The sequence below is a fragment of the Streptomyces sp. NPDC088707 genome, from assembly GCF_044752725.1.
Taxonomy (GTDB): Bacteria; Actinomycetota; Actinomycetes; order Streptomycetales; family Streptomycetaceae; genus Streptomyces.
In genome coordinates this window covers 312,892-328,345 of the sequence record NZ_JBIVLV010000007.1, presented here as the reverse complement: position 1 = coordinate 328,345, position 15,454 = coordinate 312,892, and the positions used below count along the sequence as shown (strand labels likewise).

The following is a 15,454-nucleotide window of genomic DNA, read 5'->3' as shown; positions in this document are numbered from 1 at the left end:
TCCTCGCCGGGGCGATCTCGCCGTCACCTCCCCGCGGCCTCGCCCCTCAGTCCCCCTGGATCAACTCCACGACTCTGAACCGCTCCACCACCACCATCGTCGTGTCGTCCACCACGAATCCGGGGTCCCCCAGCCCCTCCCGCATCTCCGCGCTGTGCCAGAAGCGCTCGTGCGCCTCGCGCCAGTCCGCGACCGACAGGAAGCCCTCGCCCTCGTCGAGCGCGAGCCGCAGGTCCGCGCTGCCCAGAGGCAGGACCTCGACCTCCGTGATCTCGACGACGGCCACCTCGCGGCCGTCCGAGTCGATCAGCGCCGAGCGCTCGCCCGCCTCCGGCAGCTCCTCGTTCTCGACCTCGTACTCCACGAGGAGCCCCGTCGTGGCGACCTTCTCACCGGAGAGGACCGCCGCGACGAGCTGGTCCCGCAAGGGGCCGGGGAACGCGAGGAGGAAGGGCTTGAGCGCGTGAGGGCCGGTCATGGCCGACAGTCTGTCAGCCACGACCGTCCCTCGGAGCCGTATCGGAAGCGCCGGGCTACAACACCAGCGACAGCAGCAGCACGAACCCGATGCCCACGACCGAGATGATCGTCTCCATCACCGACCAGGTCTTGATCGTCTGGCCGACGCTCATCCCGAAGTACTCCTTCACCAGCCAGAACCCTGCGTCGTTGACGTGGCTGAAGAAGAGCGAACCCGCGCCGATCGCCAGGACGAGCAGCGCCGTCTCGGTCGTCGACATGCCCGCCGCCAGCGGAGCCACGAGGCCCGCCGCCGAGATCGTCGCCACCGTCGCGGAGCCCGTCGCCAGCCGGATCGCGACGGCGATCAGCCAGGCGAGCAGCAGGGCGGGGATGGACCAGTTCTCGGAGAACTCCAGGATCATCTGGCCGACGCCGATGTCGATCAGGGTCTGCTTGAAGCCGCCGCCCGCGCCGACGATCAGCAGCACGCCCGCGATCGGGGCGAGGGACTTCTCGACGGTCGAGGACAGCCGCTCCTTGGTGAAGCCGGCCGCGCGGCCCAGGGTGAACATGCCGACGATGACGGCCGCGAGCAGCGCGATCAGCGGGGAGCCGATGACGTCGGTGACCTTCTGGACGCCGTTCTCCGGGTCGTCGACGACGATGTCGACGAGCGCCTTCACCAGCATGAGGACGACGGGCAGCATCACGGTCGCGACGGTGACGCCGAAGCCGGGGCGCTTGTCCAGGTCCTCGGAGGGGCGCGTCGGGATCATGTTCTCGGGGGCCGGGATGTCGACCCAGCGCGCCGCGTACCGGCCGAACAGCGGACCGGCGATGATCACGGTCGGTATCGCGACGACGAGACCGAGGGCCAGGGTGACGCCCAGGTTGGCGCCGACCGCGTCGATCGCGACGAGCGGGCCGGGGTGCGGCGGGATGAGGCCGTGCATCACGGAGAGGCCCGCGAGCGCCGGGATGCCGATCCGCATCAGGGAGTAGTTGCCGCGCTTGGCGACGAGCAGCACCACCGGGATCAGCAGCACGATGCCGACCTCGAAGAAGAGCGGCAGTCCGATCACCGAGGCGATCAGGACCATGGCCCAGGGCATCGCCCGGCCGCTCGCCTTCGCGAGGATGGTGTCGACGATCTGGTCGGCGCCGCCCGAGTCGGCGAGCAGCTTGCCCAGGATCGCGCCGAGGGCGATCAGGACGCCCACGCCGGCGACGGTGTTGCCGAGGCCGGTGGTGAACGACTTGATGGTGTCCGCGAGCGGCGCACCGGCGAACGCCCCGAGGGCGAGCGACCCGATGGTCAGCGCCAGGAACGCGTGCAGCTTGAACTTGGTGATGAGCACGACGATGACGGCGATGCCGGCGAGTACGGCGATGCCGAGCTGGGCGTTGCCTGCCGAGGTGATCGGTTCGGCGGCGTCCGCTGCCAGGATCTCGACGCTGAGACTGGGCACGGTGGTGTCCTTCGTACGAGCGGGGGAACGGGGGACGGGGACGGGAAGGGGATCAGCCGGCGAGGCCGCGCAGCGCGGCGGCGGCCCGGGCGGCGATCTCCTCGGGGGTGCCGGAGACGTCGACGGCGACGCCGGCCTCGTCCTCCTGCAGCGGCTGCAGGGTGGCGAACTGGGAGTCGAGGAGCGCCGTCGGCATGAAGTGGCCCCTGCGGGCCCTCATGCGCTGCTCGATCAGCTCCCGGTCACCGGTCAGATGAAGGAAGACCACACCGGGGGCCGCGGCGCGGAGCCGGTCCCGGTAGCTGCGCTTCAGCGCGGAGCTGCTCACCACACCGCCGAGCCCGGCCCGGTCGTGCGCCCAGGAGCCGATGGCGTCCAGCCAGGGCTCGCGGTCGCTGTCGTCCAGGGGGGTGCCGGCCGACATCTTGGCGACGTTCGCCGCCGGGTGGAAGTCGTCGCCCTCGGCGTAGGGAAGGCCGAGGGCTTCGGCGACCAGCGGACCGATCGTGGTCTTGCCGGTCCCGGCGACGCCCATCACGACGACGACCGTCCTCGTCCCGGGCTGGGGGGTGGTGCTCATGGGTGGTGCCTCGCTGTCTTCTTCGACATCGATCCGTCGCGCCCATGAAACCCATTGGGTACGACGTATTCAAGAGGCTGTGACATAAAAGTAGTACTTTTAATTCCCGATGTGATCATCCCCGCGAGCGCGCATAGGCTTGCCACCATGACGACACCGGCCCAGGGGCTTCACTCGCACGTCCTCGCCACCCTGGGTCTCGCGATCACCGCGGGGGAGTACCCGCCCGGCACCGTGCTGCGCACCGACGAGCTCGCCCAGCGCTTCGACGTGTCCCGGACCGTGGTCCGCGAGGTCGTCCGCGTCCTGGAGTCCATGCGCCTCGTCGAGTCCCGCCGCCGCGTCGGCGTGACCGTCCTCCCCATCGCCGGCTGGAACGTGTACGACCCCCAGGTCATCCGCTGGCGCCTGGCCGGCGCCGAGCGGCCCCGCCAGCTCCGCTCGCTCACCGTGCTCCGTTCGGCCGTCGAGCCCGTCGCCGCCGGCCTGGCCGCCGAGAACGCCACCCCCGAGCAGTGCCGCGAGCTCACCGAGCACGCCCTCGGCATGGTCGCCACCTCGCGCGGCCGGCGCCTGGAGGAGTACCTCGTCCACGACATCGCCTTCCACCGGGTCGTGCTCGACGCCTCCGGGAACGAGATGTTCGCCCGCCTCGGCGACGTCGTCGCCGAGGTCCTCACCGGCCGCACCCACCACCACGTGATGTTCGAGGACCCCGACCCGGCCGCCGTCACCCTCCACGTCCAGGTCGCCGAGGCCGTACGGGAGCGGGACGCGGCCCGCGCCGAGGAGCTCACCCGGCAGATCGCGGTCGGCGCCCTCCAGGAGCTGGACGTCCTCGCTCCGTAAGGCCCCGTAGAGACGCCTTCAAGCTCTGAACTAGCTCAAATACGGGCGTTCAGTGACATGCGCCACAGTCATTTACGGCTCCTTGCCGTGAGGATGTGCGCTGGCCGTGCCGGGGTGACCCCCCACCAGGCACGGCCGGGTACCGCACAGCCCCCTCACGAAGGCGAACAACTCCATGAGTGACCGCGTCACCGCGGCCGACCCGCTGTCCGCCGCCACGGCGAACCCGGCCGCCCCCCACGTCGACGCCGGCGACGCCGGATACCGCAAGGACCTCAAGTCCCGCCACATCAACATGATCGCCATCGGCGGCGCGATCGGCACCGGCCTCTTCCTGGGCGCCGGTGGCCGGATGTCGCAGGCGGGCCCCTCCCTCTTCATCGCGTACGCGGTCTGCGGCGTCTTCGCCTTCTTCGTCGTGCGAGCCCTCGGCGAGCTCGTGCTCTACCGCCCCTCGTCCGGCGCCTTCGTCTCCTACGCCCGCGAGTTCATGGGCGAGAAGGGCGCCTACACCGCCGGCTGGCTGTACTTCCTCAACTGGTCGACCACCGCCGTCGCCGACATCACCGCGGCAGCGACGTACGCCCACTTCTGGTCGATGTTCAGCGACGTCCCGCAGTGGATCCTCGCGCTGATCGCCCTCGCGGTCGTCCTCGCCGCCAACCTCATCTCCGTGAAGTACTTCGGCGAGATGGAGTTCTGGTTCGCGATCATCAAGGTCGGGGCCCTCGTCGCCTTCATGCTGATCGGCATCTTCCTCGTCGTGACCTCCCACGACGTCGGCGGCAGCACCCCGGGTCTCGCCAACATCAGCGACAACGGCGGCATCTTCCCCAACGGCATGATGCCGATGCTGCTGCTCATCCAGGGCGTCGTCTTCGCCTACGCCTCCGTCGAGCTGTGCGGCGTCGCCGCCGGCGAGACCGAGAACCCCGAGAAGATCATGCCGAAGGCGATCAACTCGATCATGTGGCGCGTGGGCCTCTTCTACGTCGGCTCCGTCGTCCTGCTCGCGCTGATCCTCCCGTACACCGCGTACTCCGGCGACCAGAGCCCCTTCGTCACCGTCTTCGACAAGCTGGGCATCCCCGGCGCCGCCGGCGTGATGAACCTCGTCGTCCTCACGGCCGCGCTCTCCAGCCTCAACTCGGGCCTCTACTCCACCGGCCGCATCCTGCGCTCCATGTCGCTCTCCGGCTCCGCGCCGAAGTTCACCGGCGTCATGAACAAGGGCGGCGTCCCCTACGGCGGCATCCTGCTCACCGCCGCCTTCGGCGTCATGGGTGTCGCGCTCAACTACGTGATGCCCGGCGAGGCCTTCGAGCTGGTCCTCAACTTCGCCTCCATCGGCATCATCGGCACCTGGGCCATGATCATGGTCTGCTCGCTCCTGTTCTGGCGCAACGCCCAGGAGGGCAGGCTGACCCGCCCCGGCTACAACCTGCCCTGGGCCCCGTACACCCAGATCGTGACCCTCGTCTTCCTCGGCTCCGTCCTCGTCCTCATGTGGATGGACGGCGGCATCAGCCGCACCACCGTCAACTGCCTGCCGCTCATCGCGGCGGCCCTCGTCGGCGGCTGGTTCCTCGTCCGCAAGCGGGTCCGTACGACCGCCGCGGCGAACCGCGACTGACCTCCCCCCACGGGAACGGCGGGACCCCCACAGGCACGGCCTGCGGGGGTCTCGCCTTTTGTCAGGAGATAGTGGTACGCAAGAGCCTTACAAGATCCGGTCGGAGGAAGGGAAGTTCGCGATGCCGCAGCACGTCCAGGGGGTCATCGCCCCCGGCAGGAACGAACCGGTACGGGTCGAGACGATCGTGATCCCGGATCCCGGCCCAGGTGAGGCCGTCGTGAAGATCCAGGCCTGTGGCGTCTGCCACACCGATCTCCACTACAAGCAGGGCGCCATCAACGACGAGTTCCCCTTCCTGCTCGGCCACGAGGCCGCCGGAATCGTCGAGTCGGTCGGCGAGGGCGTCACCGACGTCGAGCCCGGCGACTTCGTGATCCTCAACTGGCGTGCGGTGTGCGGCCAGTGCCGCGCCTGTCTGCGCGGCCGCCCCTGGTACTGCTTCGACACCCACAACGCCACGCAGCGGATGACCCTGCTCGACGGCACGGAGCTGTCCCCGGCCCTCGGCATCGGCGCCTTCGCCGAGAAGACCCTCGTCGCCTCCGGCCAGTGCACCAAGGTCGACCCCGCCGTCGCCCCCGAGGTCGCGGGCCTCCTCGGCTGCGGCGTGATGGCCGGCATCGGCGCCGCCATCAACACCGGAGACGTCGGCCGCGGCGACACCGTCGCCGTCATCGGCTGCGGCGGCGTCGGCGACGCGGCGATCGTCGGCTCCCGCCTCGCCGGAGCCGCGAAGATCATCGCCGTCGACATCGACGACCGGAAACTGGAGACGGCGAAGACGATGGGCGCCACCCACACCGTCAACTCCCGCTCCGCCGACCCCGTCGAGGCGATCCGCGAGCTCACCGGCGGCTTCGGCGCCGACGTCGTCATCGAGGCCGTCGGCCGCCCCGAGACGTACCAGCAGGCCTTCTACGCCCGCGACCTCGCCGGCACCGTCGTCCTCGTCGGCGTCCCCACCCCCGAGATGAAGCTCGAACTCCCGCTCCTCGACGTCTTCGGCCGCGGCGGCGCGCTCAAGTCCTCCTGGTACGGCGACTGCCTGCCCTCCCGCGACTTCCCCATGCTCGTCGACCTGCACCAGCAGGGCCGCATCGACCTCGCCGCCTTCGTCACCGAGACCATCGGCCTCGGCGACGTCGAGAAGGCCTTCGGCCGCATGCACGAGGGCGACGTCCTGCGCTCGGTGGTGGTGTTCTGATGGCCGCCCGCGTCGACCACCTCGTCACCTCCGGCACCTTCAGCCTCGACGGCGGCACCTGGGACGTCGACAACAACGTCTGGATCGTCGGCGACGACAGCGAGGCGATCGTCATCGACGCCGCCCACGACGCCGAGGCCATCCTCGCCGCCCTCGACGGCCGCGCCCTGCGCGCCATCGTCTGCACCCACGCCCACAACGACCACATCGACGCCGCCCCGGCGCTCGCGGCCGCCACCGGCGCCCGCATCCTGCTCCACCCCGCCGACCAGCCGCTGTGGAAGCAGACCCACCCCGACCACAGCCCCGACGGGGACCTGGCCGACGGCCAGGTCCTCACCATCGCCGGCACCGACCTCACGGTCCTGCACACCCCCGGCCACGCCCCCGGCGGCATCTGCCTGTACGCCCCCGACCTGGGCACGGTCTTCACCGGCGACACCCTCTTCCAGGGCGGCCCCGGCGCCACCGGCCGGTCCTTCTCTGACTTCCCGACGATCGTCGACTCGATCCGCGAGAAACTCCTCACCCTGCCGCCGGAGACCGTGGTCCGCACCGGCCACGGCGACAGCACCACGATCGGCGCGGAGGCCCCGCACCTCCAGGAATGGATCAATCGAGGCCACTGAGAGCCAGCCGGCTCTCGAAGCGCCTCGGTACACCCGTGAACGGGTCGGTGAACTCCAGCGTCCGCGCCAGCAGTTGCAGCGGACGCCGGAAGTCCTCCGGCCCGTCCTCACGGACCACCGGATAGATCGGATCGTGCAGGATCGGCAGCCCCAGCGCGTTCATGTGCACCCGCAGCTGATGCGTCCGCCCGGTCTCCGGCACCAGCCGGTACCGCCCCAGCCCGCCCCGCCGCTCCACGAGCGCGATCCGGCTCTCGCTGTTCGGCTCGCCCGGCACCTCCCGGGCGGCCATCACCCCGCGCTCCTTCTCGATCCGGCTCCGCACCGTCACCGGCAGCTCCACCCCCGGGTCGTACGGCGCCACCGCCTCGTACTCCTTGCGCACCATCCGGTCCCGGAACAGCGTCTGGTACGCCCCCCGGTCCTCCGGCCGTACGACACAGAGCACCAGGCCCGCCGTCAGCCGGTCGAGCCGGTGCGCGGGCTGCAGCGACGGAAGCCCCAGCTCCCGCCGCAGCCGTGCGAGCACGGTCTCCGTGACGTGCCGCCCCCGGGGCATCGTGGCGAGGAAGTGCGGCTTGTCCGCGACGACGATCCGCTCGTCCCGGTGGACCCCCCCGACGGGGAACGGCACCGGCTCCTCCACCGGAAAGTCCCGGTGGAACCAGAGATACCGGCCCACGGTGTACGGCTCGTCCCCGGCCACCGGCCCGTCGACCCCGACGAACCGGCCCTCACCGAGCATCTCCTCGACCCGCCCGGGCCCGACGGCCGCCCCGTAGCGGTCGACCAGATGCTCCCGCACGGTCGCCCAGACCCCGCCCGGATCCTCCGGCAACCGCAGCCGCACGGGATCGACCCCGTCCCGCTGCGGCAACGGCGCGGCCGGCGCCTTCGCTCTCCGTCTCACGGCTCCGCCTCGTGACTGCACCTGCACGTACTCATGCCGAAAGTCCCGGTCGATGAGATCGACCGGGACTTCGTGTGGTGTCCGAGGGGGGACTTGAACCCCCACGCCCGATAAAGGGCACTAGCACCTCAAGCTAGCGCGTCTGCCATTCCGCCACCCGGACAAGGTGTCTGTCTTCCTGGCCGCTGGGCCCTTCCGACGAGGAAAACCATAGCAAACATTCGGGGTGGTCGATCACCACCCCTGGTCGCCCCCGTCATGTGACAGCCGCGTGTCGGACGAGGGCCGCCCTTGGGCGGGGAGGGGGGCACGCGGGAGGATGGGACGAGGACCGAAGCAATCACGTGGGGCACGTAGTGGGAGGAAGCAGCGTGAGCGAGTCGAACACGGGTCGAAGCGGCAACGCCGAGACCGCCGAGAACGAGGTCGTGGACCTCTGTCGCGACCTCATCCGCATCGACACCAGCAACTACGGCGACCACTCCGGGCCGGGTGAGCGGGCGGCGGCGGAGTACATCGCCGAGAAGCTCGCGGAGGTCGGACTCGAGCCGAAGATCATCGAGTCGCACAAGGGCCGGGCCTCCACCGTCGCGCGCATCGAGGGCGAGGACCCGTCACGGCCGGCCCTGCTCATCCACGGCCACACCGACGTCGTCCCGGCCAACGCCGAGGACTGGACCCACCACCCCTTCTCCGGGGAGATCGCCGACGGCTGCGTCTGGGGCCGCGGCGCCGTCGACATGAAGGACATGGACGCGATGACCCTCGCGGTCGTCAGGGACCGGCTGCGCAGCGGCCGCAAGCCCCCGCGCGACATCGTCCTCGCCTTCCTCGCCGACGAGGAGGCCGGCGGCACCTACGGCGCCCGGCACCTGGTCGACAAGCACCGGGACCTCTTCGACGGGGTCGACGAGGCCATCGGCGAGGTCGGCGGCTTCTCCTTCACCGTGAACGAGAACCTGCGGCTCTACCTGGTCGAGACCGCCCAGAAGGGCATGCACTGGATGCGGCTGACCGTCGAGGGCACGGCCGGCCACGGCTCGATGACCAACGACGACAACGCCATCACCGAGCTGTGCGAGGCCGTCGGCCGGCTCGGCCGCCACCAGTGGCCGGTGCGGGTCACCAAGACCGTCCGCTCCTTCCTGGACGAGCTCTCCGACGCGCTGGGCACCCCGCTCGACCCCGAGGACATGGACGGCACCCTCGCCAAGCTCGGCGGCATCGCCAAGATGGTCGGCGCCACCCTGCGCAACTCGGCCGCCCCGACCATGCTCGGCGCCGGCTACAAGGTGAACGTGATCCCCGGCCAGGCCACCGCGCACGTCGACGGCCGGTTCCTGCCCGGCTACGAGCAGGAGTTCCTCGCCGACCTCGACCGGATCCTCGGACCGAACGTGAAGCGCGAGGACGTCCACGGCGACAAGGCCCTGGAGACCAGCTTCGACGGCGCCCTGGTCGACGCCATGCAGCTGGCGCTGCGCGCCGAGGACCCGATCGCCCGCGCCGTGCCGTACATGCTGTCCGGCGGTACGGACGCGAAGTCCTTCGACGACCTCGGCATCCGCTGCTTCGGCTTCGCCCCGCTCCAGCTGCCGCCGGAGCTCGACTTCGCCGGCATGTTCCACGGCGTGGACGAGCGGGTGCCGGTGGACGGCCTGAAGTTCGGCGCCCGCGTCCTGGACCGTTTCATCGACGCCTGCTGACGACGCCCGCGACGTCCGTGCACGACGTGCGTGCACCTCGTTCGCCGAAATTCGTCCGCGCGTTTGCATGTGACCGGAAAGAGTGAATGCACTCGGGGGCTCGTAGCCCCCACCATTCCCCCTCGTTACAGGTGGTGCGGTCCGCGGCTGGGACCGCATTTCCAACTAGGAGGAATAATGATCAAGAAGGTCGTCGCTGCTGCGGCTGCCACTGGCGGTCTGGTTCTCGCGGGCGCGGGCATGGCCGTTGCCGACTCGGGTGCCCAGGGTGCGGCCATCGGTTCCCCCGGTGTCCTCTCGGGCAACGTCGTCCAGGTGCCGGTTCACGTCCCCGTGAACGTGTGCGGCAACACGGTCTCCGTGATCGGGCTGCTGAACCCCGCCTTCGGCAACACCTGCGTCAACGCCTGACGTTGTGCCTCGCCCCGTGAGGGTGTGAGCCGGTCCGGCCCCGGAGTGCGTGCCATGCACTCCGGGGCCGGTGGCCATTTCCGCCCCGGGTGTTCCACCCGGTGGCACTCTTTCGAAGCCGAGCAGGCAGGGAACAAGCTATGCGACAGGTCACGCGCAAGGGTCTTGTCACCGTTGCGGCAGCCGGAGGCGTTTTCGCCGCCGTCGGCGGCGGTTATGCGCACGCCGATTCCGGTGCGCACGGTGCGGCCATGAATTCCCCGGGCGTCGCGTCCGGAAATTCCGTCCAGGTCCCGGTGCACGTCCCGGTGAACGCCTGTGGAAACACCGTCAACGTCGTCGGAGTGCTCAATCCGGCGATGGGCAACAAGTGCGCCAACATCTCCAAGCCGGGTAAGCCCGGCAAGCCGGGTGGCGGTTCCTCCGCCGGCGGCCACACCGGCAACTCCCCGGGCGTCGGCTCCGGCAACACCGTCCAGGTGCCCGTCGACGTCCCGGTCAACGTGTGCGGCAACAGCGTCACGGGCATCGGCCTGGGCAACGCCGCCGCGGGCAACAGCTGCGGCAACGGCATCGAGCCGACGCATCCGGGGAACCCCGGCAACCCGGGCAACCCTGGGAATCCGGGCAACCCCGGTAACCCTGGGAACCCGGGCAACCCTGGGAACCCGGGCAACCCGGGCAACCCCGGTAACCCTGGGAATCCGGGTAACCCCGGCAACCCCGGGAATCCGGGTAACCCCGGTAACCCTGGGAATCCGGGTAACCCCGGTACTCCTGGCAACCCCGGTACTCCTGGGACCCCCGGCACTCCGGGTACGCCCGGCACCCCCGGCACCCCCGGGACCCCGGGCAACCCGGGTACGCCCGGCACCCCTGGCGGCGAGGGTGGGCCGAACACCCCGGGTGAGCACAGCGTCACCCCGCCCCGCGCCGTCGAGGAGCTCGCCGAGACCGGCTCCGGTCCGCTCGGCGTGATCGTCCCCGCCGGGGCTGGTCTGCTGCTCGCCGGTGCGCTGATCTACCGCCGGTCCCGCAGCGCCGCCTGACCCGCGACGCACCACGCACAGGGGCCCCGCAGACCGCGGGGCCCCTTCTCGTCGCTCTACCAGGTCGCTCGTACCTGGCGGATGATCCGCCGCTTCAGCCGCACTCTGCGGCTCCCGTCCCGGTGCAGGCTCAGACGGTCCAACTCCCAGTGTCCGTACTCGGCATGGTCGGTCAACAGCCGCGTCGCCTCCTTGCGGGAGACACCGCGCGGCACGTACACGTCGACAAATTCGTATTCCGGCATCGCATCTATTGTGCGGGCACAGGCCCGCTACGGATAGCGTGCGTCCCATGTCTGATGCTGCGCAGCCCACCGCTGCCGAGGTACGTGCCGCCGCCGAGGCGGTCAAAGCCGCACTGGACCGTCACCTCACGGCGGTCGAACGCCGCACGGGTGACGACGACCCGGCCGTCTACGAAGCCTTCAACGCCCTCGCGGGGGCGGCCGAGGCGTACGACGAACTCCTCTACGACCGTTACGACGAGGTCACCCCCTTCGAGATCCCCGGAGCGGACGGTTCGCTGCCGCCGTACGCCGGACCCGACGAACCGCATGCGCTCAGCCTCCTGATCCGCCGCGACTACGCCGTGGCGGAACCCAAGCGTCTGCTCGCCCAGGCGCGCCGCATCGCCGAGATCGACGGCGGGGCGGACGCCACCGGTCCCGGCGCTCGGGCGGGCGTCTCGCCGCTCGCCGCTCTCGGGGTGCTCTTCGGCGAGTACGAACCGGACGAGATCGCCTCCCGGCACAAGGAGTTCGGCCTGGAGGAGGGCGACTCCACGCTCTGGGTGACCGCCGCCGAGGAGCTCCCGGAGCCGGGGGAGTGGCTCAACGCCCCCTTCGAGCATGCCGATCCGGAGCGGATCGTCTGCCGCTTCGACGTCAGCTCCGTCTTCGACGAGGACGCCGATGACGACGCCGACGATGACGGCGCAGACGCCGACGCCGACGGCGATGACGACGGCGGCGACCAGGACGGGGCCGGCGGCTCCGCCTCCTGACGGAGACCCGGGGGCGCGCGAGACGCGGGGAGACGGCGGAGGGCCGGGACACCACGATCGGTGTCCCGGCCCTCCGCCGTTCCGCGTGCGGACCCCTTCCCCGGGGTGCTCGCGCCTCGGCTCCTACTCCTCGGGCACGGCGAGCAGCGCTTCGAGGAGCGGCCGCAGCCGCGTCGTACGCTCCGGGGCCACGCCCTCGGCGACCGCGCGGGGCAGTGCCTGGTCGACGCCGTGCACGACGGACAGATGACGCTCCGCGCGGCCGAACGCCGTGTACACCCACGGCCTGGTCAGGCCCCCGGCGGCGTCGCCCGGCAGTACCACGACCACCGCGGGCCAGCGCAGCCCGGCCGCCTGGTGCGCGGTGAGCGCCCAGCCGTGCCGCAGCGCCGACTCCACACGCTCCTTCGGTACGACGAGCTCCTCGTCGCCGCACCGCAGCCGCAGCCCCTCGGGGTCGGCCGACAGGACCGTGCCGGTCACCGTCCGCCCCGGCACCGGCGCGTACGCGACCCGGTCACCGGGGTCGTAGCCGCCGAACCGGCCGGGACCGGGGTTCAGCCGCTGCTTGAGCGCGGCGTTCAACGCGCGCGTACCGGCCGAGCCGCCGTGGCCGACCGTGACGACCTGCGTCTGCTCGGCCGGTACCCCGATCGCCCGCGGCACCGAGTCGGCCACCAGCTGGACGGTACGGTGCACGGCCTCGCCGGCGTCCCGCACGGGGACGATCACGATCTCCTTGCCGGGGGCCTCGACCTGGTTCAGCTCGCCGGCGCCGATGCCCGAGACCAGCTCGCCGAGCGGGCCGGGGTCGGGCACGCGGGAGGCGATCCGCGGGCACACCCGGGCCGCGAGCAGGTCGCCGAAGACCTGACCGGCCCCCGGCGCGCCGAGCACCGCCGGGTCGCCGCTCAGCACGAGTCGGCAGCCGTCGGGCAGCGACTCCACGAGCATGGCCGCGGTCTCCACGTCCAGCTGCGGCGCGTCGAGCACCACCAGGAGGTCAAGGGCGAAGGCACCCTCCTCGTCACGGCCCGGTCCGGCCGCTCCGGAGAGCAGCGCGGCGACCGTCACCGCTTCTGTCCCGGCGGGGCCGAGCGCGCGCCGCCCGCCGTCCGCGTGGACGGCGACCAGAGTGCGGAGCCCGCGCTCGCGGGCGGCCGCGGCGAGGGCGACCGGCTCGGCGCGGGAGGCCTCGCCGCCCGTGTGCAGGACGAGGCCGTGCGCCCCGGCGGCCCGTGCGAGTTCGGAGCCCTCCCAGGTGTCGGCCGTCGCCGCCGTCTTGACCAGCCGGGCGAGGCCGTCGGCGAGGCTCTCCTCCGCGAGCGCGTACCGGTCGAGCCCGAGCAGCACGGGCGAGGCCGGCTCATCGGCGGCGGCCTCCGCGGCCTCCGGCGACTCCTCGTCCTCCTCGGGCTCCTCCTCGGCCGTCTCCTCCTCCTGGAAGACGAGGACGGCGCCCGCGGACACCGCCTCCTCGACGGCCGACCCGGGGTCGGGCACCGCGTGCCCGGCGAGGCCGGCGCGCACGGTGTCGATCTCCAGCGCCGTGTGTCCCTGGAGCGCGGCCCGCTCCAGGAGCCACACCGTCAGGGCGACCGTCCGGCGCGGGTCGTCGGGGCCGCACGCGGCGCCGAGCAGCGCCCGCGCGAAGCCGTCGGCCTGCTCGGGGCGGACCCCGGAGACCGCGAGCAGTTGCCACGGGTCGTCGAGCAGGGCCTGGGCCGCGCCGTCGCCGAGCACGGCGGCGACCTGGCCGGCCAGGTCCTCGGGGGCGCCGCCCTTGGCCAGGACCTCCCGCACGGCGGCGGTGGTGCCGGGAGCCGGGGCGGACGCCTGCGCCGGCGCGGGGGGCCGCACCGTCATGGCGGGGGCCGCTTCGGGGGTGCTCCGGCGGGGTGCGGGCTCGGGGGCCTCGTAGAACGCGCTGCCGGAGGCCGCGCCGCCCTCCACCGCCCGGACGGCGGCGAGCAGATCGGCGGCCGTGCCGCTCAGCTTGGCGCCGCTGGTCAGGGGCCCTTCCTTCTCGGCCTTGCGTGCCTCGATCCTCGCCCGCAGCTCCCGCTGCGCGGCGAGCTCGGCCTGCGCGTCGCTCAACTCGGGCGGGTCGGAGGTCTTGGCGACGCCGTCCGTGCGGGGCTCCTCGGCGGTGGCCGCCGACGCGGCCGACTCGGCAGTGCCGGACGCTTCGGCGGTCCCGGACGCTGCGGACGCGGCCCCGGCGGCCTCGGTGTCGGCGGACTCCGCGGACGCGTCGGCCGCAGCGGGCTCTTCCGAGTCCTCCGCCCCGTCGTCCGTGGCGGGCTCGTCCGGCTCCTCGGACGCGGCGGGCTCCTGAGCCGGCGTGGGCTCCTCGGCCCGCGGCGGCTCCTCGCCGGTCGCCGGCTCCTCGGCCGACGCCGGCTCCTCGCCGGTCGCCGGCTCCTCGGCCGACGCCGGCTCCTCGGCCGTCCCCGGCTCCTCCGGCTCGGCGGCTCCCTGCCGTACGTCCTCCTGGACGTCCTCGGTGGGTGCCACGTCCTCGGGTGCCTCGGGCGCGGTCTCCCCGGAAGGCTCGGTCACAAGGTGCTCCAGTCGTGATCCGGATAGCGGTGCACGGGCGCCGACACATCGTCCAGCGCCCGACAGATCTCGTCAGGAAGACTAAGGGTCTCCACCGACAACGCGGCCGCGAGCTGGCGCGCCGTGCGCGCGCCGACGATCGGCGCGGTCACCCCCGGCCGGTCGCGGACCCAGGCGAGCGCCACGTGCAGCGGGGTCGTCGCGAGGCCGTCGGCGGCCGTCGCGACCGCGTCCACGATCCTGCTCGCCGCATCGTCCAGGTACGGCTCCACGAACGGCGCCATCGTCTCCGAGGCACCGCGCGAGTCGGACGGGGTCCCACCGCGGTACTTGCCCGTCAGGACCCCGCGCCCCAGCGGGGAGGAGGGCAGCAGGCCTATCCCGAGGTCCTGAGCCGCCGGCAGGACCTCGCGTTCCACGCCCCGCTGGAGCAGCGAGTACTCCAATTGCGCGCCCGCGAGCCGGGTCCGGTCCCCGCCGAGCTGCCAGGTGCCGGCCTTGGCGAGCTGCCAGCCGCAGAAGTTCGCCACGCCGGCGTACCGCGCGCGCCCGCTGCGTACCGCGATGTCGAGCGCCTGGAGCGACTCCTCCAGCGGTGTGTACGGGTCGAAGGCGTGCAGCTGCCACAGGTCCACGTGGTCCGTGCCGAGCCGGGCGAGGGAGGCGTCGAGAGCGGCGAGCAGATGCCCGCGCGAGCCGTCCGTACGCCGGTCGGGGTCCGGCACGCTGCCCGCCTTGGTCGAAAGGACCAGGTCCTGCCGGGACACGAGCCGCTCCATGAGACGGCCGAGCAGATACTCCGCCTCGCCCCCGCCGTACACGTCGGCGGTGTCCACGAGCGTGCCGCCCGCGTCCCAGAACGACTTCAACTGCTCGGCGGCGTCGTGCTCGTCGGTGTCCCGGCCCCAGGTGAGGGTGCCGAGTCCGATGCGCGACACACGCAGGCCCGTACGTCCGAGATGCCTCTGCTCCATGGGCGCGAGA

General features: G+C 71.9%; 15 protein-coding genes and 1 tRNA gene. 8 read left to right on the top strand and 8 right to left on the bottom strand.

Annotation, left to right across the window (positions count from 1 at the left end):
* Window positions 1-46: 46 nt before the first annotated feature.
* From ACIP84_RS22915 to ACIP84_RS22905, 3 genes are read right to left on the bottom strand one after another with little or no spacing between them, the layout of a single operon-like run.
* The gene (locus tag ACIP84_RS22915) at window positions 47-478 is read right to left on the bottom strand and encodes an ASCH domain-containing protein (protein ID WP_401799790.1); all 432 of its coding nucleotides are present in this window, start codon (window positions 476-478) and stop codon (window positions 47-49) included.
* Between the two features lie 55 nt (window positions 479-533).
* Window positions 534-1,931: a gluconate:H+ symporter gene (locus ACIP84_RS22910; protein ID WP_355959307.1), complete on the bottom strand. Its 1,398-nt coding sequence runs from the start codon at window positions 1,929-1,931 to the stop codon at window positions 534-536.
* 52 nt (window positions 1,932-1,983) lie between these two features.
* Complete coding sequence (locus tag ACIP84_RS22905; protein ID WP_401799787.1) at window positions 1,984-2,511, bottom strand: gluconokinase; 528 nt, start codon at window positions 2,509-2,511, stop codon at window positions 1,984-1,986.
* A 147-nt stretch (window positions 2,512-2,658) separates the two neighbouring features.
* Between ACIP84_RS22905 and ACIP84_RS22900 the strand changes: the two genes are divergently transcribed.
* From ACIP84_RS22900 to ACIP84_RS22885, 4 genes are all read left to right on the top strand, one after another.
* Complete coding sequence (locus ACIP84_RS22900; protein WP_401799785.1) at window positions 2,659-3,360, top strand: FadR/GntR family transcriptional regulator; 702 nt, start codon at window positions 2,659-2,661, stop codon at window positions 3,358-3,360.
* A 175-nt stretch (window positions 3,361-3,535) separates the two neighbouring features.
* Entirely contained in the window at window positions 3,536-4,993 is a 1,458-nt protein-coding gene (locus ACIP84_RS22895; protein WP_401799782.1) for an amino acid permease, read from the top strand.
* Between the two features lie 121 nt (window positions 4,994-5,114).
* Window positions 5,115-6,200: an S-(hydroxymethyl)mycothiol dehydrogenase gene (locus ACIP84_RS22890; protein WP_401799780.1), complete on the top strand. Its 1,086-nt coding sequence runs from the start codon at window positions 5,115-5,117 to the stop codon at window positions 6,198-6,200.
* Window positions 6,200-6,829, top strand: a complete 630-nt coding sequence (locus ACIP84_RS22885) for an MBL fold metallo-hydrolase (RefSeq protein ID WP_401799777.1) — start codon at window positions 6,200-6,202, stop codon at window positions 6,827-6,829. Before ACIP84_RS22890 ends, ACIP84_RS22885 begins: the two co-directional genes overlap by 1 nt.
* On the opposite strand, the gene ACIP84_RS22880 is transcribed toward ACIP84_RS22885, so the two are convergent.
* Window positions 6,813-7,739, bottom strand: a complete 927-nt coding sequence (locus tag ACIP84_RS22880) for a pseudouridine synthase (protein ID WP_401799775.1) — start codon at window positions 7,737-7,739, stop codon at window positions 6,813-6,815. The two genes, ACIP84_RS22885 and ACIP84_RS22880, sit on opposite strands and share 17 nt — an antisense overlap.
* A 75-nt stretch (window positions 7,740-7,814) precedes the next feature.
* Window positions 7,815-7,902: transfer RNA gene (locus ACIP84_RS22875), tRNA-Leu, on the bottom strand.
* 208 nt (window positions 7,903-8,110) lie between these two features.
* Here ACIP84_RS22875 and ACIP84_RS22870 point away from each other — a divergent pair.
* From ACIP84_RS22870 to ACIP84_RS22860, 3 genes are all read left to right on the top strand, one after another.
* Window positions 8,111-9,445, top strand: coding sequence for a M20/M25/M40 family metallo-hydrolase (locus tag ACIP84_RS22870; RefSeq protein WP_319318433.1), 1,335 nt, complete (start codon window positions 8,111-8,113; stop codon window positions 9,443-9,445).
* A gap of 177 nt (window positions 9,446-9,622) precedes the next feature.
* Window positions 9,623-9,856, top strand: a complete 234-nt coding sequence (chpH, locus tag ACIP84_RS22865) for a chaplin ChpH (RefSeq protein ID WP_030315925.1) — start codon at window positions 9,623-9,625, stop codon at window positions 9,854-9,856.
* A gap of 140 nt (window positions 9,857-9,996) precedes the next feature.
* Window positions 9,997-10,905 carry a chaplin gene (locus tag ACIP84_RS22860; RefSeq protein ID WP_401799772.1) on the top strand — a complete coding sequence of 303 codons (909 nt, stop codon included), beginning with the start codon at window positions 9,997-9,999 and terminating at the stop codon, window positions 10,903-10,905.
* 56 nt (window positions 10,906-10,961) lie between these two features.
* Here the strand turns inward: ACIP84_RS22860 and ACIP84_RS22855 are convergent, their stop codons facing one another.
* The gene (locus tag ACIP84_RS22855) at window positions 10,962-11,150 is read right to left on the bottom strand and encodes a DUF5703 family protein (protein ID WP_015032473.1); all 189 of its coding nucleotides are present in this window, start codon (window positions 11,148-11,150) and stop codon (window positions 10,962-10,964) included.
* A 47-nt stretch (window positions 11,151-11,197) separates the two neighbouring features.
* Here ACIP84_RS22855 and ACIP84_RS22850 point away from each other — a divergent pair, with 47 nt between their 5' ends.
* On the top strand, window positions 11,198-11,908 hold the full coding sequence (locus ACIP84_RS22850) for a hypothetical protein (protein ID WP_401799769.1): 711 nt from the start codon (window positions 11,198-11,200) through the stop codon (window positions 11,906-11,908).
* Between the two features lie 123 nt (window positions 11,909-12,031).
* Here the strand turns inward: ACIP84_RS22850 and ACIP84_RS22845 are convergent, their stop codons facing one another.
* Complete coding sequence (locus tag ACIP84_RS22845) at window positions 12,032-14,470, bottom strand: helix-hairpin-helix domain-containing protein (RefSeq protein WP_401799767.1); 2,439 nt, start codon at window positions 14,468-14,470, stop codon at window positions 12,032-12,034.
* The gene (locus tag ACIP84_RS22840; protein WP_355959292.1) at window positions 14,467-15,444 is read right to left on the bottom strand and encodes an aldo/keto reductase; all 978 of its coding nucleotides are present in this window, start codon (window positions 15,442-15,444) and stop codon (window positions 14,467-14,469) included. Before ACIP84_RS22840 ends, ACIP84_RS22845 begins: the two co-directional genes overlap by 4 nt.
* Between the last annotated feature and the right edge of the window lie 10 nt (window positions 15,445-15,454).